This window comes from Streptomyces zagrosensis (assembly GCF_014203645.1).
Taxonomy (GTDB): Bacteria; Actinomycetota; Actinomycetes; order Streptomycetales; family Streptomycetaceae; genus Streptomyces; species Streptomyces zagrosensis.
In genome coordinates this window covers 39,898-61,539 of sequence record NZ_JACHJL010000021.1, presented here as the reverse complement: position 1 = coordinate 61,539, position 21,642 = coordinate 39,898, and the positions used below count along the sequence as shown (strand labels likewise).

The 21,642-nt window shown below is 68.3% G+C and carries 21 protein-coding genes; 13 read left to right on the top strand and 8 right to left on the bottom strand.

Going from position 1 to position 21,642, the window contains the following annotated elements; translation table 11 throughout:
- Positions 1-18 precede the first annotated feature (18 nt).
- Positions 19-387: an STAS domain-containing protein gene (locus tag FHS42_RS29645; RefSeq protein ID WP_184577687.1), complete on the top strand. Its 369-nt coding sequence runs from the start codon at positions 19-21 to the stop codon at positions 385-387.
- A gap of 162 nt (positions 388-549) precedes the next feature.
- Positions 550-1,035, top strand: coding sequence for an ATP-binding protein (locus tag FHS42_RS29640; RefSeq protein ID WP_184577684.1), 486 nt, complete (start codon positions 550-552; stop codon positions 1,033-1,035).
- A gap of 578 nt (positions 1,036-1,613) precedes the next feature.
- Here FHS42_RS29640 and FHS42_RS29635 read toward each other — a convergent pair.
- Positions 1,614-3,143, bottom strand: coding sequence for a peptide MFS transporter (locus tag FHS42_RS29635; RefSeq protein ID WP_184577682.1), 1,530 nt, complete (start codon positions 3,141-3,143; stop codon positions 1,614-1,616).
- Between the two features lie 988 nt (positions 3,144-4,131).
- Between FHS42_RS29635 and FHS42_RS29630 the strand changes: the two genes are divergently transcribed.
- Complete coding sequence (locus FHS42_RS29630; RefSeq protein WP_184577679.1) at positions 4,132-4,812, top strand: response regulator transcription factor; 681 nt, start codon at positions 4,132-4,134, stop codon at positions 4,810-4,812.
- 21 nt (positions 4,813-4,833) lie between these two features.
- Positions 4,834-6,087: a sensor histidine kinase gene (locus FHS42_RS29625; protein ID WP_184577676.1), complete on the top strand. Its 1,254-nt coding sequence runs from the start codon at positions 4,834-4,836 to the stop codon at positions 6,085-6,087.
- Between the two features lie 11 nt (positions 6,088-6,098).
- Here the strand turns inward: FHS42_RS29625 and FHS42_RS29620 are convergent, their stop codons facing one another.
- Entirely contained in the window at positions 6,099-6,614 is a 516-nt protein-coding gene (locus FHS42_RS29620; RefSeq protein WP_184577673.1) for a GtrA family protein, read from the bottom strand.
- Positions 6,615-6,784: 170 nt separating this feature from the next.
- Between FHS42_RS29620 and FHS42_RS29615 the strand changes: the two genes are divergently transcribed.
- The 7 genes from FHS42_RS29615 (at position 6,785) to FHS42_RS29585 (ending at position 14,420) form a co-directional block, all read left to right on the top strand.
- Positions 6,785-7,945, top strand: coding sequence for a 5-(carboxyamino)imidazole ribonucleotide synthase (locus FHS42_RS29615; protein WP_312867090.1), 1,161 nt, complete (start codon positions 6,785-6,787; stop codon positions 7,943-7,945).
- Positions 7,942-8,466: a 5-(carboxyamino)imidazole ribonucleotide mutase gene (gene purE, locus FHS42_RS29610; RefSeq protein ID WP_184577670.1), complete on the top strand. Its 525-nt coding sequence runs from the start codon at positions 7,942-7,944 to the stop codon at positions 8,464-8,466. The genes FHS42_RS29615 and purE overlap by 4 nt, the downstream gene beginning before the upstream one ends.
- A gap of 351 nt (positions 8,467-8,817) precedes the next feature.
- The gene (locus tag FHS42_RS29605) at positions 8,818-10,026 is read left to right on the top strand and encodes a dipeptidase (RefSeq protein ID WP_184577864.1); all 1,209 of its coding nucleotides are present in this window, start codon (positions 8,818-8,820) and stop codon (positions 10,024-10,026) included.
- Between the two features lie 371 nt (positions 10,027-10,397).
- Entirely contained in the window at positions 10,398-11,336 is a 939-nt protein-coding gene (locus FHS42_RS29600) for an ATP-binding cassette domain-containing protein (RefSeq protein ID WP_184577667.1), read from the top strand.
- Between the two features lie 74 nt (positions 11,337-11,410).
- Entirely contained in the window at positions 11,411-12,262 is an 852-nt protein-coding gene (locus FHS42_RS29595; RefSeq protein ID WP_246495598.1) for an ABC transporter permease, read from the top strand.
- 131 nt (positions 12,263-12,393) lie between these two features.
- On the top strand, positions 12,394-13,722 hold the full coding sequence (locus FHS42_RS29590) for a sensor histidine kinase (protein WP_312867089.1): 1,329 nt from the start codon (positions 12,394-12,396) through the stop codon (positions 13,720-13,722).
- Positions 13,719-14,420, top strand: a complete 702-nt coding sequence (locus FHS42_RS29585; RefSeq protein WP_184577663.1) for a response regulator — start codon at positions 13,719-13,721, stop codon at positions 14,418-14,420. The genes FHS42_RS29590 and FHS42_RS29585 overlap by 4 nt, the downstream gene beginning before the upstream one ends.
- A 154-nt stretch (positions 14,421-14,574) precedes the next feature.
- Here the strand turns inward: FHS42_RS29585 and FHS42_RS29580 are convergent, their stop codons facing one another.
- The gene (locus FHS42_RS29580; protein ID WP_184577855.1) at positions 14,575-15,915 is read right to left on the bottom strand and encodes a UDP-glucose dehydrogenase family protein; all 1,341 of its coding nucleotides are present in this window, start codon (positions 15,913-15,915) and stop codon (positions 14,575-14,577) included.
- Between the two features lie 274 nt (positions 15,916-16,189).
- Between FHS42_RS29580 and FHS42_RS29575 the strand changes: the two genes are divergently transcribed.
- Positions 16,190-17,311 carry an acyl-CoA dehydrogenase family protein gene (locus FHS42_RS29575; protein ID WP_184577852.1) on the top strand — a complete coding sequence of 374 codons (1,122 nt, stop codon included), beginning with the start codon at positions 16,190-16,192 and terminating at the stop codon, positions 17,309-17,311.
- 255 nt (positions 17,312-17,566) lie between these two features.
- On the opposite strand, the gene FHS42_RS29570 is transcribed toward FHS42_RS29575, so the two are convergent.
- The 5 genes from FHS42_RS29570 to FHS42_RS29550 all read right to left on the bottom strand — a co-directional run bounded on the left by FHS42_RS29570 (position 17,567) and on the right by FHS42_RS29550 (position 20,710).
- A complete protein-coding gene (locus tag FHS42_RS29570) occupies positions 17,567-18,229 on the bottom strand; it encodes a class I SAM-dependent methyltransferase (RefSeq protein ID WP_184577659.1) in 663 nt (220 codons plus the stop codon).
- 72 nt (positions 18,230-18,301) lie between these two features.
- The gene (locus FHS42_RS29565) at positions 18,302-18,784 is read right to left on the bottom strand and encodes a hypothetical protein (RefSeq protein WP_184577656.1); all 483 of its coding nucleotides are present in this window, start codon (positions 18,782-18,784) and stop codon (positions 18,302-18,304) included.
- A gap of 329 nt (positions 18,785-19,113) precedes the next feature.
- Positions 19,114-19,953, bottom strand: a complete 840-nt coding sequence (locus tag FHS42_RS29560; RefSeq protein WP_184577653.1) for a DUF5753 domain-containing protein — start codon at positions 19,951-19,953, stop codon at positions 19,114-19,116.
- An 18-nt stretch (positions 19,954-19,971) separates the two neighbouring features.
- Complete coding sequence (locus FHS42_RS29555) at positions 19,972-20,499, bottom strand: DUF6879 family protein (RefSeq protein WP_184577618.1); 528 nt, start codon at positions 20,497-20,499, stop codon at positions 19,972-19,974.
- Positions 20,480-20,710, bottom strand: coding sequence for a hypothetical protein (locus tag FHS42_RS29550; RefSeq protein ID WP_184577615.1), 231 nt, complete (start codon positions 20,708-20,710; stop codon positions 20,480-20,482). The genes FHS42_RS29555 and FHS42_RS29550 overlap by 20 nt, the downstream gene beginning before the upstream one ends.
- Positions 20,711-21,254: 544 nt before the next feature.
- On the opposite strand from FHS42_RS29550, the gene FHS42_RS29545 reads away from it, so the two are divergent.
- Positions 21,255-21,560 (top strand): hypothetical protein, encoded by a 306-nt coding sequence (locus FHS42_RS29545; protein ID WP_184577612.1) that lies wholly within the window; start codon positions 21,255-21,257, stop codon positions 21,558-21,560.
- The last annotated feature ends 82 nt before the right edge of the window (positions 21,561-21,642 follow it).

Here is a 21,642-nt window from a genome sequence, read left to right as displayed (position 1 = left end):
GCCAGAAGAGGTGCGTGCATGGACCGCGGGATGGTCGGCAGCGCAAGCAGAGGCCGACTGCGAGTCGAGGTGCGACACCAGGGAGCGAGCGCAGTAGTCACTCCGACGGGTGAGCTCGATCACCACACCGCCGAGCTGCTTCGCGAGCCATTGGAACAGTGCGTGATCGACGGGCGGCCACGGCTGGTTGTGGACTGCTCCCAGTTGGAGTTCTGCGATTCCACCGGACTGAACGTGTTGCTCGGCGCGCGATTGAAGGCCGAAGCGGCGGGGGGTGCTGTCCACTTGGCGGGCATGCTTCCTGTCGTCGCGCGGGTCTTCGAGATCACCGGCGCCGACGCCGTCTTTGCGGTGCACGAGACGCTGGATGCGGCACTCATCGAGTGACGCGGACCACCTGTGCTTCATGTGTGCGTTACCTGTGTCACACAGCCCGGACCAAACAAGTGGGTGTTCTCACGCCGTACCCGGGCAAGAGACAGCTAAATCTGCTCGACGCGACAGGCAGCCCCTGTCCCTGAATCGGTGAATCGGTGAGGTGAAGCGCTGATGAGCACCGCGCGGCCGTACTCGCCGGGCGACCGCGGTCCGGAGTCTGGTGCCACCGCTGCGGTCCGCCCGTCGCACGGGCAGATCCGCCGCCTCGCCCTGATCGACGCCAGTGGCGCCGTCCCTCGCGCTCGCGACTTCGCCCGGGAGGCGCTGCGGGACTGGGGCTGGCTACCGGCCGCTACCGCCGACCAGCGCGCCGCCGCCGAGGATGTGTTGCTGGTCGTCTCCGAGCTGGTCACCAACGCGTGCCTGCACGCCGAAGGACCCGAGGAACTGCGGGTGAGCTGCGACGCGAAGTCGCTCCGCCTTGAGGTCAAAGACACGGGGGCGGGCACGCCCGCACCTCGGATGCCGCATCGCGCCGGACGCCCAGGTGGCCATGGGATGTTCATCGTGGAGCGTCTGTGTCTCGACTGGGGGGTCGTACGGAACGCAGACGGCCCCGGAAAAACGGTCTGGGCGGAGCTGGCCGCGCCCGGCTGACCCGTACGGTTCGCCCACTCGGCACTTCGGTTCGCTTGCCGCTCTCGCTCAACTCGCTCGCTCGTTTTCCTGCTTTTCTTGCGTCTTCGCCACGGCACGCCATCTCCTTTCCTTGCTGCGGCACGCCATCTCGGCGCTGCTCCGCGCCCCACGCCCGGCCGTTTCCGTGCCGGGCTATGCCGTGTGGCGCTCAGGCGCCACATCGGCCCCACGGCGCCACATCGGCCCCACGGCACCGCACCCCCACGGCTGGGCGGCTGCCTGCAACGCCTGCCAGCCACGTCGGCGCCGTCAGCCCGTCAGCGCCTGCCAGCGCCCGACAGCGCCCGACAGGGGCGCACAGGCGCTGGCAGCGTGCGAATGGTGAATGGGGTGCCGTACAGCGCCGGCAGTACGTCACGCGGGCGTACAGCGGCGGCAACGCCCGACTGAGCCGCCCAGCGGCGGCACGGCAACGCCATGGCGGCTTCCAGCGGCAGGCGCGTAGCGGCGTACGACGCCGAAGGCCCGACGCGGGTGCGTCGGGCCTTCGGTGGGGCAGGGCGTCCGGTCCGCCGATGGCGGCCCGGGGTGGGGCGTTAGTGGACGTCGCCCATCATCTTCACGACCTTCTTGCGGTACATCCAGATCGCGAATCCAGCCAGCACCGCAAGCGTCGCTTCCAGGGCGATCACTCCTTCACCGCTGAGGTCCACGCCGCCGATGGAGAGCAGGCCCGTGGTGCAGTCGCCCGCGGTGACCGCGAGGAACCAGACGCCGAGCATCTGGCTGGCGTACTTCTGGGGCGCCATCTTCGTGGTCACCGAGAGGCCGACGGGGGAGAGGCACAGCTCACCCATCGTTTGCAGCATGTAGATGGACAGCAGCCAGCCCGGGCTGACCGTCGAACCGTCGTTGGCCATGCTCATCGGGATGACGAAGACGAAGAACGACGCTCCGGTGAGGACCAGCGCCATGGCGAACTTCACCGTGGTGTTGGGCTCTCGGTTGCGGCGGGCCAGGGCCAGCCACATCCAGGCGAACACCGGGGCGAGGGCCATCACCCAGGCCGAGTTGACCGACTGGAACCACGAGGACGGGAAGCGGATGCCGAACACGGAGTCCGCCGTCTTCGTCTCCGCGAAGGCGGACAGGGTCGAGCCGCCCTGGTCGAAGATCATCCAGAAGACGGCCGCCGCGACGAAGAACCAGATGTAGCCGCTGACCTTTGTCTGTTCGAGGTCGGTCAGCTCCTTGTCCCGCTTGATCCGGACCAGCACCGCGATCGGAATGATCAGACCGAGGATGGTGATGGGGACGAGCGCCCAGTTCAGGGTGAAGTGCCCCGTCACGGTGACGACGGTGTAGAACGCGGCAGCGATCACCGTCCAGATCAGGCCCTTACGCAGCCAGGTCTTGCGCTCCTCGGTGGCGAGTGGGGTCGGCACCTGGCTGGAGAGCGGGCTGAGATGGCGCGTGCCGAGCAGGAACTGGATGAGGCCCAGCGCCATGCCAAGCGCGGCGATGGCGAAGCCGAGGTGCCAGTTGACCTCCTGGCCCACCGTGCCGATGACCAGCGGCGCGGCAAAGCCGCCGATGTTGATGCCGATGTAGAAGACGGTGAAGCCACCGTCTCGGCGCGGATCTTCGGGGCCGTCGTAGAGATGGCCGACCATGGTGGAGATGTTGGCCTTCAGCAGCCCGGAACCGAACGCCACCAGGGCGAGGCCGCCGAAGAACGGAAGCTGGCCGGGGACGGCGAGCAGCAGGTGGCCGGCCATGATGATGCCGGCCGCGATCGCCACGGTCTTGCGCGGTCCCCAGACCCGGTCACCGAACCAGCCGCCCGGCATGGCCAGCAGATAGACCATGGCCAGGTAGACGGAGTAGATGGCGACCGCGTTGGCCTCGGTCATCTCCAGGCCGCCGCCTTGGCTGCCGTCCTTCGAATCCGGGCCACCGGAGATCAGGTAGAGGACGAGCAGGGCCCGCATGCCGTAGAAGCTGAAGCGCTCCCACATCTCGGTCATGAAGAGAGTGGCCAGGCCGCGAGGGTGGCCGAAGAAGGTTTTGCCGCCGTCCGCAGGGTTTCCCTGCTTGGCCGCGCCCTTCGTCAGGCTGGACGCCATGGTTGTTCCTTGGGGGGCTCGGGACGCGAGGCCATGACGGCTAGCCAGAATCAAGATCACGCGCCCGGTCGGGTGGCCGGCACGGCAACACGTCGCCTCACCCCCACGTCCCACGGGGGCGGCACCCAGGAGGGAACCGAGAGGACGGCCGCGCACCGGGCTCCACGCCCCCCGCGCAATGGACACGCGGCGGACCTGGCCGGCAGATCATTCACTGTGCTTGAACGAGACTGGTGGTGCCAGCCCCGAGCACAACAGAAACCTTTGGCGCGTCTTGCGATCCAAAGGTCTCAGGGCAGTGCTACAGACGTTCCGTCACCATACGCCAGACGAGGGGCACGAATGGAAGGCGATGAGACGTAACTCACGACACCTGGCTGCAACTTTTTGCCTGCCATTCGGAGAGAACTGGGCACTCGGTCACGATGGCCTGATAACAGTGCATCGCACGCTAGAACCCCCGCCAGTGATCAGAGGGGGCAACTACCGCCAAATGGCCGATGGTTGAGTACCGCGTGACGAATCGACGCGGTCGCGGATGGCGCCCCCTGGGGACCTCCGCTGGCACTCCTGCCGGGTGGCGCCCCGCGATCTTCACTCCTCCCCTTCGCGGTAGGCGTCCCTGGGATCTTTCGTGTCTCCCCCTCGCGGGAGGTGCCCGGGGCCTTTCGTTCGTCCCCTCGCACGCAGCAGCTCCCAGGAGCGCGGCCGGGATGAACGACGGCGCGGGCCGGGGGCAGCGGCCGGGGGCTGAGGCCGGCGGCTGAGATCAAGAGCAGAGGTCGAGGGTGCGGACCGAGGGCCTGCGCCGGTGCGGCGCGAAAAAGCGCGTGGGGCGTGCGAAGAGGCGGCGGCGCGGCCGAGTGGCGAACCGGTGGTGACACAGTGGCGGCCCGATGCGGGCAAGAGCAGCGGAATGCGGGACACCTGGTGAGACAAGGATGCAGGCCCGGCTCTGACCTTGCCCGTAGCGGACTACCATTCCCGCATGACCCGAGTACTGCTCGCCGAGGATGATGCGTCCATCTCGGAGCCGCTCGCCCGCGCTCTGCGCCGCGAGGGGTACGAGGTGGAGGTGCGCCAGGACGGCCCCACCGCGCTGGATGCGGGACTGCAAGGCGGTGTCGATCTACTCGTCCTCGATCTCGGATTGCCGGGGATGGACGGCCTGGAGGTGTGCAGGCGGCTGCGTAACGAGGGCCATAGCTTCCCCGTGCTGGTGCTCACGGCTCGCGCCGACGAGGTAGACACCGTTGTCGGGCTGGATGCCGGCGCCGATGACTACGTCACCAAGCCCTTCCGGCTAGCGGAACTGCTGGCCCGGGTGCGCGCCCTGCTGCGCCGTGGCTCCGCCGAGACCCAGCAGCCGCAGCCGGCCACCCACGGCGTACGGATCGACGTCGAGTCGCACCGGGCCTGGATGGGCGACGAGGAGTTGCAGCTCACCGCCAAGGAGTTCGATCTGTTGCGGGTCCTGGTCCGGGACGCGGGCCGAGTCGTCACTCGCGACCAGCTCATGCGCGAGGTCTGGGACACCACCTGGTGGTCTTCGACCAAGACGCTCGACATGCACATCTCCTGGCTACGCAAGAAGCTGGGCGACGACGCCGCCAACCCGCGCTACATCGCGACGGTGCGCGGCGTCGGCTTTCGATTCGAAAAGAGCTGACCTGAACACGGTTGTAGGGGCATGCGGCGCCGTCTGATCAACTCCACGCTCGCGGTGGTGCTCGTCGTCATCGCGGTCTTCGGCGTCTCGCTGGTCATCGTGGAGACCCGCACCATCGAAAACAGCGCGCAAGAGAGCGTGGAGTCCGAGGCGCTGCGGCTGCTGAGCATCGTGGACGGGCGGCTCATCGGCGGCGAGTCGGTGACCCCCAAGGTGTTGAGCGAGCAGATCACCACCGACCGCTATGCCCGCATCACCATCCCGGGCCAGTCCGCTCCGCTGGAGATCGGCAAGCGCCCCTCCGGTGGCGTCATCGCCGCCGAGGAGACGGGCGCGCAGGGGGTCAAGATCCGGGTCGAGGAGTCGCACGGCACGGTGGGTCGAGAGATCGGCCGTACGTTACTGATCATCTTGTCGGTGGCGCTGCTGGCCATCGTGGCCGCCGTGATCCTCGCCGTACGACAGGCGCACCGGCTCGTCGCTCCCCTGACGGACCTGGCGGAGACCGCCGAACGGCTGGGCTCGGGCGACCCCAGGCCGCGGCACCGGCGCTACGGGGTACCAGAGCTCGACCGGGTTGCCGATGTGCTTGACGCCAGCGCGGAGCGCATCGCGCGAATGCTCACCGCCGAGCGGCGGCTGGCAGCCGATGCTTCCCACCAACTGCGTACGCCGCTGACCGCGCTCTCCATGCGGCTGGAGGAGATCACGGTCACCGATGAGCCGGAGATGGTCAAGGAGGAGGCGACGATCGCGCTGGCCCAGGTGGAGCGGCTGACCGATGTGGTGCAGCGATTGCTGACCAACTCCCGCGACCCGCGGTCCGGTTCGGCCGTCGCCTTCGATCTGGACGAGGTCGTCAAGCAGCAGATCGAGGAGTGGCGCCCGGCCTGCCGCGGCGACAATCGCGCCATCGTCCGCTCCGGCAAGAAGGGGCTGCGCGCCGTGGGAACGCCCGGCGCGGTCGCTCAGGTGCTGGCGACGCTGATCGAGAATTCCCTGATGCACGGCGGTGGCACGGTGGCCCTACGGACCCGTGTCACCGGCAATCAGGCGGTCGTCGAGGTTTTGGACGAGGGGCCCGGGGTCCCCGCCGACCTAGGCGCCCGGGTCTTCGAGCGTACGGTCAGCGGGCGTAACTCCACGGGGCTCGGCCTGGCCGTGGCCCGGGACCTGGCCGAGGCGGACGGCGGTCGGCTGGAACTCCTCCAACAGCAGCCGCCGATCTTCGCCCTCTTCCTCAGCCGTGAGGCCGAGTCCCACAGCGGAACGTGATCGCCACCGGGTTACTTGGAGCGGCCCGCCTGGGCCTGCTCTCGCAGTTCGGCGGTGGTGAGGAAGGACTCGGCCGTCTGCACTGCCTCGCGGGCGGGCAGCGCCTGGAATACCCACGTCCGGTACGACCAGAAACGGAAGAGGGTCGCGATGCCGATGCCGACGAACTTGAAGACGTTGCTCTGTAGCGGGGTGTCCCAGTCGAAGCCGTACGTGGCCGTGTACAGCACGCCGTTCTCGATGATCAGCCCGATCGCGCTGAAGAGCAGGAACAGGCTCATCTCCTTGGCCCGGCCGCCCTTGTCCCGGTCGCGGTAGGTGAAGTAGCGAAAGCCCACGTAGTTGAAGGCGATGGCGACGACCGTCGCCAGGATGCTCGCCCGCACCACTGGGAGCTCGGTCAGGTGCCGGACGAGGTTGAAGACCGCAAGGTTGACTAGAAGGCCCACACCGCCCACGGCGCCGAATTTCGCTACCTCGCGCATGAGCAGTTCCAGCCGCATACGCAGCGCTCGCCGTTCACTCATAGTGATCGTCTTACTCCGTATCGCGGTCGTCAGCATTACTCCAACTGCTTCATGCTAACCAGCCGGTGCGCGGGGTGCGTCGGGGTATCGCGGATCGTAGGTCAATCCGGACATGGATGAACCCACAAACGCGCGATAAGCCTTCTGGCCGATACGGCTACCCTAGATAGGTGACGTTCCCTGTAATTGGCATGGTCGGCGGCGGCCAGCTCGCACGAATGACGCATGAGGCGGGTATTCCGCTCGGCGTCAAGTTCAAGCTCCTCAGCGACGCTCCAACGGATTCCGCGGCACAGGTCGCCGGGGATGTGGTCGTCGGTGATTACCGCGACCTCGACACCCTTCGTAGGTTCGCACAAGGGTGCGATGTGATCACCTTCGATCACGAGCACGTCCCGACGGAGCATCTGCACGCCTTGGAGGCCGACGGCATCCCCGTACGGCCCGGGCCGCGGGCCCTGGTGCACGCCCAGGACAAGGGCGTGATGCGGGCCAGGCTCACCGAGATCGGCGCCCCGTGCCCCCGGCACCGGATCGTCTCCGACCCCGCCGACGTCGCCCGCTTCGCCGCCGAGGGCGAAGGGTTCCCGGTCGTCCTGAAAACGGTGCGCGGTGGGTACGACGGGAAGGGCGTTTGGATCGTGCGGAGTGCGGCCGATGCGGTCGAGCCCTTCCGCGCCGGGGTGCCGGTGCTGGCCGAGGAGAAGGTCGCCTTCGCGCGGGAGCTTGCGGCCAACGTGGTGCGCTCGCCGCACGGCCAGGCCGTGGCGTACCCGGTGGTCGAGTCGATCCAGGTGGACGGCGTGTGCGACACCGTCATCGCCCCCGCCCCGGGCCTGGACCCGAAGCTGTCCACGCACGCCCAGCAGCTCGCCCTGAAGATCGCCGAAGAGCTGGACGTCATCGGTCATCTGGCCGTCGAACTCTTCGAGGTACGCACCGGCGACGGCAGCGGCGACGGCACAAAGGTGCTGGTCAACGAATTGGCGATGCGCCCGCACAACTCCGGGCACTGGACCCAGGACGGCGCGATCACCTCGCAGTTCGCCAACCATGTGCGCGCCGTGCTCGACCTACCGTTGGGCGACCCGCGCCCCCGCGTGCGCTGGACCGTCATGGCCAACGTACTCGGCGGCGATTACCCCGACATGTACGCGGCGTATCTGCACTGCATGGCACGCGACCCTGGCCTAAAGATCCATATGTACGGTAAAGATGTTAAGCCCGGCCGCAAGGTCGGTCACGTCAACACTTACGGCGACGATCTAGCCGACGTGCGTGAGCGCGCGAGCCATGCCGCCGGTTATCTGCGAGGAACGATCACGGAATGACTTCGCCGCTCATTGGGATCGTCATGGGGTCTGACTCCGACTGGTCCGTCATGGAAGCCGCCACCAAGGCCCTGGACGAATTCGAGATCGGCTACGAGGTCGATGTCGTCTCCGCCCACCGGATGCCGCGCGAGATGATCGCGTATGGAGAACAGGCCGCCGGCCGTGGTTTGAAGGCGATCATCGCGGGCGCGGGCGGGGCGGCCCATCTGCCCGGAATGCTCGCCTCCGTCACCCCGCTGCCGGTCATCGGCGTGCCGGTGCCGCTGAAGTACCTGGACGGCATGGACTCGCTGCTCTCCATCGTGCAGATGCCCGCGGGCGTCCCGGTCGCCACCGTCTCGGTCGGCGGAGCCCGTAACGCGGGCCTGCTCGCGGCCCGCATGCTGGCCGCCCACGACGCGGACCTGTTGGCCCGGATGCAGCAATTCCAGGAAGAGCTGAACGAGCAGGCCACCGAGAAGGGCAAGCGGCTGCGGGCCAGGGTCGATGGCGCGGGCAGCTTCGGCTTCGGGAAGTAGCCGCTTCGAGGCGTAGCCCCAGCGAAGTTGCCGCCACGGCCCGGGCAAGGGCCGTGGCGGCAGCCGGGGCCGGTCAGCGGAGACCGGTCACCGGATCGGTCAACCGAGATCGGCCCGCCGGGCAAGTCATTCGAGATCGGCCCGCCGAGACCGCTCAGCCGAAACCAGCCAACCGCACCGATCAACACCAGGGCCCCACACCCACACCAGCATGGGAACACCGCACCGCGTAACCGCGTAACCGCGTAACCGCGAAAAGGATGCCAACACCAGCGAGGATGGGGATGCGAAGTGACCGAGTCACGCGATGAAGGTGTCAGCGGCGGACAGCCGGCGAAATCGGGGCCGGCCGTGGTCGTCCCCGACGCGGACCGGCTGGCTCGCGCCCGCGAACTCCTCGCCGTCCACCCCGTGGTCGATGGCCACAACGACCTGCCGTGGGCGCTGCGCCAGATCGGCTACGACCTCGACCAGCGCGACCTCGCCACCGATCTCAGCGCCCACCAGCACACCGACATCCCCCGGATGCGGGCAGGCGGCCTCGGCGCACAGTTTTGGTCCGTGTACGTACGCTCCGACTTCGCCGGCGACAAGGCGGTCAGCGCGACGCTCGAACAGATCGATGTCGTACGCCGCTTCGTGGACCGCTACCCCGACGATTTGCGGCTGGCGCTCACCGCCGACGACATGGAAGCGGCTCGCACCGAAGGCCGGATCGCCTCGCTGATGGGCGCCGAAGGCGGTCACTCCATCGACTGCTCGCTGGGCACGCTGCGCGCCCTGTACGCACTGGGCGTGCGATACATGACGCTCACCCACAACGACAACGTGCCGTGGGCGGACTCGGCCACCGATGAGCCCGCGGTCGGCGGGCTCAGCCCGTTCGGCCACGAGGTCGTTCGGGAGATGAACCGGCTCGGCATGCTCGTGGACCTCTCGCACGTGGCGCCCGCCACCATGCGAGACGCGCTGCGTACCAGTGCGGCCCCGGTGGTCTTCTCGCACTCATCGGCGCGGGCCGTGTGCGACCACGTACGCAACATCCCGGACGACGTCCTGGAACTGCTGCCCGCCAACGGCGGCCTCGCGATGGCCACCTTCGTGCCGAAGTTCATCCTGCCCGAGGCCATCGACTGGACGCTCGCGGCGGATGCGAACATGCGCACCCACGACCTGCATCCGCTGGACACATCGGCGCAAGGCATGCGGGTGCAGCGGGCGTTCGAAGCGGCGAATCCGCGCCCGCTCGCCACGGCCAAGACGGTCGCCGACCACCTTGACCACATGCGGGAGGTCGCGGGCATCGACCACCTCGGCGTCGGCGGTGACTACGACGGGGTCGCCTTCACTCCCTCCGACCTCGCCGACGTCTCCGGCTACCCCACCCTCATCGCCGAACTGCTCGACCGCGGTTGGTCGGATGCCGACCTGGCGAAGCTGACCTGGCGCAACGCGGTGCGCACGCTGCGGGCCGCGGAGGATGTCGCCCGCGAACTGCGTACCCGTAGGAGCCCGTCGATCGCCACCATCGACCAACTCGACGGCGCAGTAGCCGGGTAACGCGGCGGCGTAGCAACTGGGTATCGCGGCGGGCAGGCACCCGGGAAATCCCCCGGGCGCCTGCCCGCGCCCCGGCCTGCCTGGTGGCCGGCGCGACCTCGCCCCGACCCGCCCGCGCCCGGCCCCTCTAGCCGCGCCCGGTCTTGCGCCCAAGGGGCCCAGCGGGCACCCGGGTAACCAGGCAAGCGATACCCACACCCGCAAGGGACGCGTCGTACTCCGGTACTACGGCCAGGCCGTGCAGTGCCGACCGCGGGCGGACGAGCGGTGCCATTGCGCTGCCTAGCGTCGTGAGTGGGCCGTCGGACCAGCGGCCGACACACCGGCAGGCCCGCAACCGATGCTGAAGCGGGCACCCAGGGAGCGCAGCGATGATCAGGGCTTATGGACTCACCAAGCGATACGGGGAAAAGACCGTCGTACAGGACCTGACCTTTACCGTCAGGCCCGGCACGGTGACCGGCTTCCTTGGGCCAAACGGCGCCGGCAAATCAACGACGATGCGGATGCTGCTCGGCCTCGATGCCCCCACCAGCGGCCGGGCCACCATCGGTGACCGTTGCTACGCCGCGCACCCCGCGCCCCTCTGCGCAGCCGGCGCGCTTCTCGAAGCCCGCTCAATCCACCCCGGGCGCTCGGCCCGGGGCCATCTGCTGGCCCTCGCCCACACCCACGGCATCCCGCGTCGCCAGGTGACCGCGGTCATCGAGCGCGTGGGGCTCGGCGAGGCGGCCGATCGGCGGGTCAAGGGGTTCAGCCTGGGCATGGGGCAGCGGCTCGGCATCGCCGCCGCGTTGCTCGCCGACCCGGCGACGGTCATCCTCGACGAGCCGGTCAACGGGCTTGACCCGGAGGGTGTGCGGTGGATACGGAACCTGCTGAAGTCGCTGGCTGCGGAGGGCCGTACGGTCTTCGTCTCCTCACACCTGATGAGCGAGATGGCGCTGACCGCCGAACACCTGGTCATCATCGGACGCGGCCGGTTGCTGGCCGACACCACCGTGGAGCGATTCGTCCGCGATGCCGGGCTCGGGGTCATCAAGGTGGTGACGCCCGAGGCGGGCCGGTTGCGCGAACTGCTCGCTGGCCCAGGCGTGGACATCGCCGGTGACGGCCCCGACACCTTGCGGATCGGCGGCAGTGACGGCGAACGCATCGGCCGCACCGCCGCGGCGCACAGCATCCCGGTCTTCGAACTCACCCCGCACAGCGCCTCTTTGGAGGAGGCGTTCATGGACCTGACTCGGGACGCGGTGGAGTACCCCGCGCACTCCGAAGCCCCCGCGACGGCCCACGGAGCAGCCGCATGACCGGCCGCCCGGGCGACGCGCCCTCCCGGCCCCAAGAGCAGTGTCCCGCGGCAGGGCCAGCCAGCGCGCAGGCCATGGCATCCGATGCATACGCCCCCACTGCGCCGCCGCGTACGCCCGGCGCGACCAGCACACCTGCCGGTGCCGAGCAACGAAACGACGGCTATGGAGTCACCTGGCCGCGTGTGCTGCACTCGGAGTGGGCGAAGCTGTGGTCCCTGCGCTCAACGTGGATCTCGCTCATCGCCACCTGTGTGGTCACCGTCGTACTGGGCATGGCCGTCGCCGGAACGTACGAGTCCGGAAGTGCCGACAGTGACGTCGGACCGGTCGAACTCACCCTTCTCGGCACCCAGTTCGGGCAGATCATGATTGCCGTGCTCGGCGTCCTGGTGACGGCGGGGGAGTACGCGACCGGCATGATCCGGGCCACCTTCGCGGCCGTGCCCCGCCGGCTGCCCGTGCTCTGGGCCAAGGCGACCGTCTTTGGCGCGGTGGCCTTCGCGGTCATGCTGGTGACCGTGTTCCTCACCTTCCCGCTCGCGCAGGGCTTCTTGTCCGGCACCGACATGGAGGCCGGGCTCGGCGACCCTGGGGTGGTGCGGGCGCTGTGTGGCGCGGCGGCGGGCATCGCGCTCTCCGGGGTGCTGTGCCTGGGCTTTGGCGCGCTGCTGCGCGGGGTTCCCGCGGCCATCGGTGCGTACATCGGCGCGGTGCTCGTACTGCCCGAGGTGGCGGGCTTGCTGCCGTACGGCGCGGTGGACGACATCACCGCGTACCTGCCGAGCAAGGCGACGTACGCCTTGATGGCCACGCACCACGGCCCCGATCTGCTGGCCCCTGGCCCCGCCCTGCTCGCGATGGGCTGCTGGGTGGCGGTCACACTTGCGGCAGCGGCCCTGCTGATCAAGCGCCGCGATGTCTGACGGAATGCGGGCGATGTCTGACGGTTCGCGTCGCGAAAACTGACGGTTCGCGGCGGGACGCTTGACGGCCGGGGGGCGGCCGAAGGCGGCCGGCGAGCCGGGGCGGCAGCAGGTGGGAGGGGGCGCGGAGGGTGAGCACGGAGAGAGGCGTCCAGGAGTGGTCGCCGGGTGGCCCGTATCCGATCAGGCTGGCGCATCGGGCCGTTCAGCGGCTACGCGCCATGGACGCGCGGCACCCCGTGGCCTGGGACCTGCTGGTGACGCTGATCTTCGGGGTGGGCGCCACCGTGGACGTGGGGGGCGGCAACTGGCGGCACATCGCCCACGACAGCGAGGTGCCGATCGCGCTGGTGACCGCGCTGGCGGTCGGCTTCGTGCTGCCGCTGCCGTGGGCCCGCCGCAGACCGCTGGCCGCTTTCGGTGCCCTGACGATGGTCGGTCTCGTCGATGCGTGGGTGGGAACGTGGCTGGAGATCGGCCAGTTGGCCCAGTTGGTCATCTTGTTCAACGTGGCGCTGCGACTGCCGAGCCGGGCCCTGACGGTGAGCGGCGTGCTGGTGGTCGCGCAGGCCGCGGTGGGCGCGACGCGCTGGCCCGAGGACGACTGGGGGCAGCAGTTCTTCCCCAGCATCATGAGCAACCTCGTGGCGCTGCTGCTCGGTATCGTGGTGCGTAGCCGCAGGGATTACACGGCCTCGCTGGTGGAGCGTGCCAGGCAGCTTGAGGTCGAACGCGACCAGCAGGCCCAACTCGCCGCAGCGGCCGAACGCACCCGCATCGCACGGGAGATGCACGACATCGTCGGCCACCACCTCTCGGTCATCACGGGCCTCGCCGATGGCGGTGCGTACGCCGCACAAAAGACCCCGCAGCGAGCGGCCCAGGCCCTTGCGGCGATCGGCTCCACGAGCCGGCAGGCCCTTGACGAGCTGCGCAGGCTGCTCGGCGTGCTCCGCGATGACCACCCGGGCGCGCGGAGCGGCCCGGAACTCGACCCGCAGCCCACGCTCGCCGACCTCGGCCGGCTCATCGACCGAGTGCGGGAGGCCGGTCTGCCGGTACGCCTCACCGAACGCGGCACGCCCGCCGCGACCTCACCCGGCCGTGAGCTGACGGCGTATCGGGTCGTCCAGGAGGCCCTGACCAACACCCTCAAGCACGCGGGCCCACGGGCCACGGCCACCGTGGAGGTGACCTGCGCGCCGCACCTGCTGTCGGTGGCCGTCACCGACTCGGGCGGCGGCGCGGCGCGGCAGCCGGCCGGGACGCAGGGGCGCGAGGTGCGTGACGGCAGGGGCTTGCGGGGCATGCGTGAGCGGGCTGCGCTGTACGACGGCACGGTGGCGGCGGGCCCGCGGCCGGGCGGCGGCTGGGGCGTACAGCTTGAGCTTCCGCTGGCCGGCGACCCGGCCGCACCGGCGGGACCGTGGGACACGCAGCACCAGGGCGCCGCCTCGTGACCACCGTTCTCATCGTCGATGACCAGCCGTTGCAGCGCCTGGGCTTTCGCATGCTCCTGGAGAGCCAGGACGATGTGACGGTTCTGGGCGAGGCCGACAACGGCATCTCCGCCGTGCGTAAGGTCGCCGAACTACGCCCCGACGTCGTCCTGATGGATGTCCGGATGCCGGGCATGGACGGGGTGGAGGCCACTCGCCGCATCGTCGCGTCGGGCGACCGCACCCGGGTGCTGATCCTGACCACGTTCGACCTCGACGAGTACGCGTACGCCGGACTGCGGGCCGGGGCCAGCGGCTTCCTCGTCAAGGACGCCCAGCCGGAGGAGCTGCTGTCCGGCATTCGCGCGGTGGCCAGCGGCGATGCGGTGGTCGCCCCGGGCCTGACCCGCCGCTTGCTCGACGCGTACGCGGACCAGCTGCCCGTGCCGGGCGCGGGGGGCGCCGGGGACGCCGGGGACGCCGGTGGTGCTGGCGGTACGCAGGACCCGCGGATTGCCGCGCTCACCGAGCGGGAGCGGGAGATCCTCACGGTGATCGGCAGGGGCTGGTCGAACGCCGAGATCAGCGCCCGGCTCCAACTCGCCGAGTCCACGGTGAAGACCCACATCAGCCGCATCCTGGCCAAGACGGGGGCCCGCGACCGGGTGCAGGCGGTGATCCTGGCGTACGACGCGCGACTGGTACGGCCGGCGCCGTAGGGGCGGCGGCAGGGCGTCGATGCGTCGAATGCGCGCCTACCGGGCGCGCGGCCGTCCCAGCTCCCGCGCCCCGTCCGGCTCCCGCGCCCTGCCCGGCTCACGCGCCACGCCTGACTCCCGCGCCCCGTCCGACTCAGCAGGCGCACGCCAGCCGTCAGATGCGGGGGCGGCCCAGGGCGCGGTAGGTCCAGTCCGCCTCACGCCAGACCTGCGGGTCGAGCGCGTTGCGGCCGTCCAGGATGCGGCGCTCATCGACGACCGCACCCACCTCCTGCGGGTCCAGGTCGCGAAACTCGCGCCACTCCGTCAAGTGCAGCACCGCATGCGCCCCGCGGGCAGCGTCCAGGGCGCTCGGCGCGTAGCCCAGGGTTGGGAACAGAGCGCGCGCGTTCTCCATCCCCTTCGGGTCGTAGACGGTGACCTGCGCGCCCTGGAGATGGATCTGGCCCGCGACATTGAGCGCCGGCGAGTCCCGTACGTCGTCGGAGTCCGGCTTGAACGCCGCCCCGAGCACCGCGACCCGCTTACCGAGGAAGGAGCCGCCGACCGCCTCGCGGGCCAGTTCGACCATGTGGCCGCGGCGCCGCATGTTGATGGAGTCCACCTCGCGCAGGAAGGTCAGCGCCTGATCGGCGCCCAGCTCGCCCGCGCGGGCCATGAACGCCCGGATGTCCTTGGGCAGGCACCCCCCGCCGAACCCGATGCCGGCCCGCAGGAACTTCTTGCCGATCCGTTCGTCATGGCCAATGGCCTCGGCCAGCTTCACCACATCGCCGTCTGCGGCCTCGCACACCTCGGCCATGGCGTTGATGAACGAGATCTTGGTGGCCAGGAAGGAGTTCGCGGAGGTCTTCACCAACTCGGCGGTCGGGAAGTCGGTCACCACGAACGGCGAGCCTTCGCCAATCGGCGACGCGTACACCTCGCGCAACTGCTTCTCGGCCTGCTTGCTGGTGACGCCGACGACGATCCGGTCCGGGTGCAGGGTGTCCTGGACGGCGAAGCCCTCGCGTAGGAACTCCGGGTTCCACGCCAGTTCGGCCGCCTCGCCAGCCGGGGCGAGCTCCAGGAGCCGGGCCGCGAGCCGGGCCGCGCTGCCGACCGGCACCGTGGACTTGCCGACGACCAGCGCAGGGCGGCGCAGCAGCGGCGCCAGCGACTCGACGGCGCTGTCCACGTAGCTCATGTCGCAGGCATATTCGCCATGCTTTTGCGGGGTGTTGACGCAGACGAAGTGCACGTCACCGAAGTCGGCGACCTCCTCGTACGACGTCGTGAAGCGCAGCCTGCCGGTGGCGCCGTCGATGCCGGCGACGTGCCGTCGCAGCAGGTCCTCAAGCCCCGGCTCGTACATCGGCACCCGGCCCGACGAGAGCAGCTCGATCTTCTCCGGTACGACGTCGAGCCCCAGCACCTCGAATCCGAGCTCGGCCATGGCCGCGGCGTGGGTGGCGCCGAGGTATCCGGTACCGATCACAGTGATCTTGGGGGCCATGTGGTGCTCCATGGAACGAAGGGTGGTACGAACGGGCCAAGGCTGCGCTCGCCTGAGCATAGTCGGGGCCCCGGTAGGGCGATTGAGCGCTGTCGGCTAAGTCACCTACCCCGTCGTGGGCCGCACCCCTAAGATTGGGTTACTTAACGGTTGTTAACACTCGGGTGCGAACGCTCACTCGGGTACGAACACTCAGGGGAGTGAGGACGCCTTGGCCTCCGCGGAGAAGAACACTGCTGGATTCGACCTCTACCGCCCGGCTGAGGAGCACGACATGCTCCGCGAGTCGGTACGCGCCCTCTCCGAGGCCAAGATCGCGCCGTTCGCGGCGGCGGTCGATGAAGAGGCCCGCTTTCCGCAGGAGGCGCTGGACGCGCTGGTCGCCAGCGACCTGCACGCCGTGCACGTCCCCGAGTCGTACGGTGGCGCCGGGGCCGACGCCCTCGCGACCGTGATCGTGATCGAGGAGGTGGCCCGGGTCTGCGCCTCCTCCTCGCTGATCCCCGCGGTCAACAAGCTCGGCTCGCTCCCGGTGATCCTCTCCGGCTCGGAGGACCTGAAGAAGAAGTACCTGGGCCCGCTGGCCAAGGGTGACGCGATGTTCTCGTACTGTCTCTCCGAGCCGGACGCCGGCTCGGACGCGGCGGGCATGAAGACCAAGGCGGTACGGGACGGCGACTTCTACGTCCTCAACGGCGTCAAGCGCTGGATCACCAACGCGGGCGTCTCCGACTACTACACGGTCATGGCCGTCACCGACCCGGAGAAGCGCTCCAAGGGCATCTCGGCCTTCGTCGTCGAGAAGGGCGACGAGGGCGTCTCCTTCGGCGCCCCGGAAAAGAAGCTCGGCATCAAGGGCTCGCCGACGCGCGAGGTCTACTTCGACAACGTCCGCATCCCCGCCGACCGCCTGATCGGCGCCGAGGGCACCGGCTTCGCCACCGCGATGAAGACCCTTGACCACACGCGCATCACCATCGCCGCGCAGGCCCTTGGCATCGCCCAGGGCGCCCTCGACTACGCCAAGGGCTACGTCCGGGAGCGCAAGCAGTTCGGCAAGCCGATCGGCGACTTCCAGGGCGTGCAGTTCATGCTGGCCGACATGGCGATGAAGCTGGAGGCGGCGCGACAGCTCACCTACGCGGCGGCGGCCAAGTCCGAGCGCATCGCCGCCGGCGGCGCCGCCGAGGACCTGACGTTCTTCGGCGCGGCGGCCAAGTGCTACGCATCGGATGCCGCCATGGAGATCACCACCGACGCGGTCCAACTCCTCGGCGGCTACGGCTACACCCGTGACTACCCGGTGGAGCGCATGATGCGCGACGCCAAGATCACCCAGATTTATGAGGGTACGAACCAGGTCCAGCGCATCGTCATGGCGAGGAACCTTCCCTAGCAGGATTTCCGCAGGTCAGCGCGGTCATCGAGATGACCGCCACCGAGCATCGGGCTTCGGTCCGTTCGAGTCCGTTTCGGGCTGATCATGGGCGTCATGCTGGGGAAATACTGGGCTGACACCGGGCGCGAAAGCGCCTTACATCTGCACAAACAGGCGGCCTCCGGCTCTGTCGGGGGCCGTTCGTATGGGCTCTGTCAGGCGACTTCGGGCTGTCAAAACCGTTCCAGCGGGAGTGTTCGCCTGTCCAGGAGATCAGCGCTTGACGCCGCGTACGATCAGGGTTCCGATGTGTCCCTCGGTGGGGGCGCCCAGGACGGTTGCGTCGATGTCCTGGAAACCATTCTTGGCGAGAAGCGCGGCCCACTTACGGGGTGTGTAGCTGTACCGGTAGGTGAACATGGCCTTGCCCGCGAAGCCGCCTTTGTACATGCCCTGGGGGCCGTAGGCCCCTGGGATGGCCGGAGGCTGGGAGAAGACCAACCTGCCACCGGGGTTGAGCCGCTTGGCGATCAGCGGGAAGAGCTTCACCGGGTTGGCGAACCACACCGCGCCGAAGATTGAATAGATGGCGTCGTACGTCTTCGTGCTCGCCGCGAGGTGCTCAAGCACTTCCGCACACATGAACTCCGCCCCCATAGGTCCCCAGCGTTCGGTCAGGTGCTTGACGGCGACCGGAGACAGGTCCAGGCCCGTGACCTCGACTCCCTGGTGCAGAAGAAACGCCAACGCTCGCCCAGTACCGCAGCCGATCTCCAGTGCCGTTCTTGGCGAACCCAGGAGTTCAGGCCCTGGGCCGTGTCCGGCGTACTGCGTCCAGCAGAGCACCGGTTCAGCCTCCAGGGCCTTGTCCTTCGTGCTCTCGGCGAAGGCGTCCCAGAGTTCGCGTTCGGAGTCGATGTTGTGCTGAGCGGGCAACTGTCGTCCTCAGTTCCACATTGGTTCGGTGCCCCGCCCTGGGGAAGGCGGGGCACCCCGTACAGGGTGGCGCTAGTGGCTGTCGGGCACCTTGTTGTCGCACGGCGAGCACTCCGCCGCGTCCATGCCCCACAGCTCATCGTCTACGGCGAATCCGTTGTCCCGCAGGATGTCGGCCGTCCGCGTCACGGTGCCGTCGCAGCGCCGCTGGATCAGGGGAGCGTGGTGCTTGTACTGGCCACTGTTGTGTTCGTCGCACAGCGCGAAGTACAGCGGGGTGTCCAGGATTAGGGCGTGAACGGCCACGTCCACCGTGTAGCCGACGCCCATGTCCACACCCTTCCGCTCCATGGCGGTGATTGTGTACGCGATGGCCTGGCCCAGCAGACGTTCGGCAGTGTTACGGGTCATGACGCTGTTGTCGCGCAGCAGGAGAGCGATTTCTCGATCCCACAGCGTCGGCTCGGTGTCGGTGATCAGATGGGGCACTCGATGGGCCAGTGCGTTGAGGATGATCTGCGGCTCACGAGTACGGGTCTGAACGGCTGTGCTCATCGTGCGTACCTCCAGGGAAGGGTTGCGTGGAGCGTGCTGGCTGGCCAGTTGCGCTCAGACGCCGCCCCGGATGCGGCGCTCACTCTCGGGAGCACATGGGTTATCCGTGTGAACGGGGCAGCAGCACGCAGGAAGGCGATTCGAGGTGGAAGGCTCTGAAACGGGTGTCACCTCATGCTTCGGAACCCGCTCCGTGATGCCGTCCCTCGTCACTCGATAGACCGCGATGGTCATCGCCATGCTTGCCTCCGGCTGTCAACTGGCTGTTCCAAGAACGGTAGGAAGGGGGGCAGCCAAGCAGGGCCGATGTTGCACGGTGTTGTACGCCTTCATTCCTCGGTAGCGTCGAGAGCCTTCCTCATTAAGGCGTTGGCATTCGAGCCGTACACAGCGGCTCGCGTCATGTGAGCGAACGCGCTTAGGTACACGTCGATCTCGGCTCGATTCGTCACTCGGACCATGGCGGTCAGGGTCTCTATCTGAACCTCCCGGTCATCGAACGCGTAGAAGGACTCGATGGGCCATACCGGGCGGCGTGACATGTGGGGAATGATCCCGAAAGCCAGGTTGGGGCGCCCTATGACGGACATGAAGTGTCCCAGTTGCTCTGCATGCTGCGGAGGGTCGGTCATCGGCATGTACAGGGCCGACTCCTCGATGAGGACGGACACTTGGTTGCCCCGGAGGGTGGCGGCCGAGCGCTCCAGACGCGCCTGTACGGCGTCCTCAACGTCGTCAGGAAGACTCCTGAAGCGACGGATCTTACGGAGAATGCCCCGCGCGTACGCCTCCGTCTGGAGCATCCCGGGGAGTACCCCGCAGCTATACACACGGAAGGAACGTGTCTCCTGGTAGATGCCGCTGCGTTGGGCCTTGCTGAGGCCACCCTTCAGGTACTGGGTCCACTGGACGTACAGGGTCTTGGCCGTGCGCGTGGTTTCTATCAGCGCTTCAGCTTCTTCGGGCCTTCCGCATGCCGTGCACCATGCGCGGATGTCGGCGGGCTGCGGGATCGTCTTCCGGTGCGTGATCCGGTGAGTCTTGGACCGGTCCCACCCGCATAGAGCGGCCAGCCGGGCCCCCGATAGATCGGCGTCTTCCATCATGCGAGTAAGCCGGTCGGCAACTGCCTTATGGGCCTCTTCAGCCGTTGACAGAGGTGAGGTCATGGACTGGCCGCTGTTCTGTTAGACGTTGTACTTGTTGTGCGGGACGGCTCGCTCCCAGACAGCCTCGAACATGTCAGCACACCGTGCCGCCACGTCCGCGTCATCTGTGAAGTCCGTGTGCATCCAACGACCCTCACCATCAAAGACGTTGAACTGCACTAGCTTGCCGTCAAAGAGCCAGAAATCGTTCCCAGGCAACAGCAGGTCGGACGCCTGCCGACGCGGCAGCCACCGGACTTGCTCGCCGCAAGCGACGTTGCCATGCGTGACGTAATGCTCCCACCTGATGTAGTCCGAGACGGGCTCACCCACCACCCGCGCGCGGTGCACCACCACACCTTTTGCGGTCATGCTCTGGATGAGGCCGTGCCAGTCCTCACGCCACCATGACGAACGGTCGTCCCAGTCCTTCCGCTCTCCTGCTAGCCAGGCGTCGAAAGCAGGATGTTCCCCGGGGACGGCGTATGCGTCGCGGGTCTCAAGGTGCACTGCTGAGCGCTCACACTGCCTGAGCAGATCGGCGAACTCAGTCAGACTCTGCGACACGGATAGCCTCCTTGAGGAGCGGGATCATCCTCGGTTCCAGAACGATCAGCGTCTCATCCTCGGCTCGCGGCGAGTCAGCCACCGTCCGAGCCTGCACGTCTTCCCCAACTCGCCGCCCCTGTACGAGTAGCCGTCGGTCGTCGTCCACCCAAACCGCCGGGCACCCGTTCACGTCGGACTCGGGATCTTTGCCGATGAAGGTGTAACCCACGGTGCGCCCTCCTGCTGCGTGTGTTGCACTGCGTTGCAGTCTGTTACATGACCCTCACCCTTTGGGGAGGTCAAGAGGGCAGTTGTCGGGTCCGCGTGCGCCTAGCTGCCACAACGGCCGCCCCCGCAGGGCGGAAGAGTCTCACCGGGGTCGGTGAACCGCACGGCCCCGAAGATCGAGTAAATGGCGCCGTACGTCTCAGTGGACACACCTTCACCGGTCGCTTCGCCGGGCGCGCAATCGTGGGTGACGGGGTACTCAGCGGCCGAAGCAGCCCCACGCTGGCCGGCTCGGGAAGTGCATTTCCGCAGGTCGGCGCGGAGAATCAGAAGGGCAACCAGGTGGTGGCCAACGAAACCAGCCCCCTGGTCTTCAGCCCTCTCGCCACGCTGAGCTGGGTCGGGGGCACGCGCGGCCCGGTGCGCCGATTCAGCCTCGGCGATGTGCCCGGCAGTCGATACCTATGGGTCTGGACCGTTTCGGGCGACCTTTTGCGGTTTGTCTTCACCACCTCGCCGACCCCAGTGCGGACACGCCGGTCACCGTGCGTTCCGCCCAACAAAGCCTTGCCCAACCGTCGTTGGCCGGGTACCTGGACGGCACGTACATCGCTTGGACGGGCATGGGCGGCGCCGGCCACCTCAACGTCGCCGCGCTTGACCTCGGCCGGTTGGGGAACGGGGCCGACCCCATCACCTCGGTGAACATCCTCAACGAGCACGCCATCGGAGCCCCCACGCTGCTGACATTGCCCGTCACCGCAAGCGTCCCCAGACAGCGATTGGCCATCTTCTGGGCCGGCACCGATGGCCAGGGCACGCTCAACGGCGCCATCGTTCTCCGCCAGTGAATCTCCGCTGACCGCGGCGCACCAGTAGACGTTTCGCACCAGTAGACGTCCGCTGTCCGCTGTCCGCGGACTCTGGCTGCTC

Coding starts and splice junctions, on each gene's coding strand:
- FHS42_RS29620 (WP_184577673.1), bottom strand. CDS start 6,614: ATGAGTGAACGGCGAGCGCTGCGTATGCGGCTGGAACTGCTCATGCGC.
- purE (WP_184577670.1), top strand. CDS start 7,942: ATGACTTCGCCGCTCATTGGGATCGTCATGGGGTCTGACTCCGACTGG.
- FHS42_RS29600 (WP_184577667.1), top strand. CDS start 10,398: ATGATCAGGGCTTATGGACTCACCAAGCGATACGGGGAAAAGACCGTC.
- FHS42_RS29595 (WP_246495598.1), top strand. CDS start 11,411: ATGGCATCCGATGCATACGCCCCCACTGCGCCGCCGCGTACGCCCGGC.
- FHS42_RS29640 (WP_184577684.1), top strand. CDS start 550: ATGAGCACCGCGCGGCCGTACTCGCCGGGCGACCGCGGTCCGGAGTCT.
- FHS42_RS29580 (WP_184577855.1), bottom strand. CDS start 15,915: ATGGCCCCCAAGATCACTGTGATCGGTACCGGATACCTCGGCGCCACC.
- FHS42_RS29635 (WP_184577682.1), bottom strand. CDS start 3,143: ATGGCGTCCAGCCTGACGAAGGGCGCGGCCAAGCAGGGAAACCCTGCG.
- FHS42_RS29565 (WP_184577656.1), bottom strand. CDS start 18,784: ATGAGCACAGCCGTTCAGACCCGTACTCGTGAGCCGCAGATCATCCTC.
- FHS42_RS29625 (WP_184577676.1), top strand. CDS start 4,834: ATGCGGCGCCGTCTGATCAACTCCACGCTCGCGGTGGTGCTCGTCGTC.
- FHS42_RS29575 (WP_184577852.1), top strand. CDS start 16,190: ATGCTCCGCGAGTCGGTACGCGCCCTCTCCGAGGCCAAGATCGCGCCG.
- FHS42_RS29630 (WP_184577679.1), top strand. CDS start 4,132: ATGACCCGAGTACTGCTCGCCGAGGATGATGCGTCCATCTCGGAGCCG.
- FHS42_RS29560 (WP_184577653.1), bottom strand. CDS start 19,953: ATGACCTCACCTCTGTCAACGGCTGAAGAGGCCCATAAGGCAGTTGCC.
- FHS42_RS29645 (WP_184577687.1), top strand. CDS start 19: ATGGACCGCGGGATGGTCGGCAGCGCAAGCAGAGGCCGACTGCGAGTC.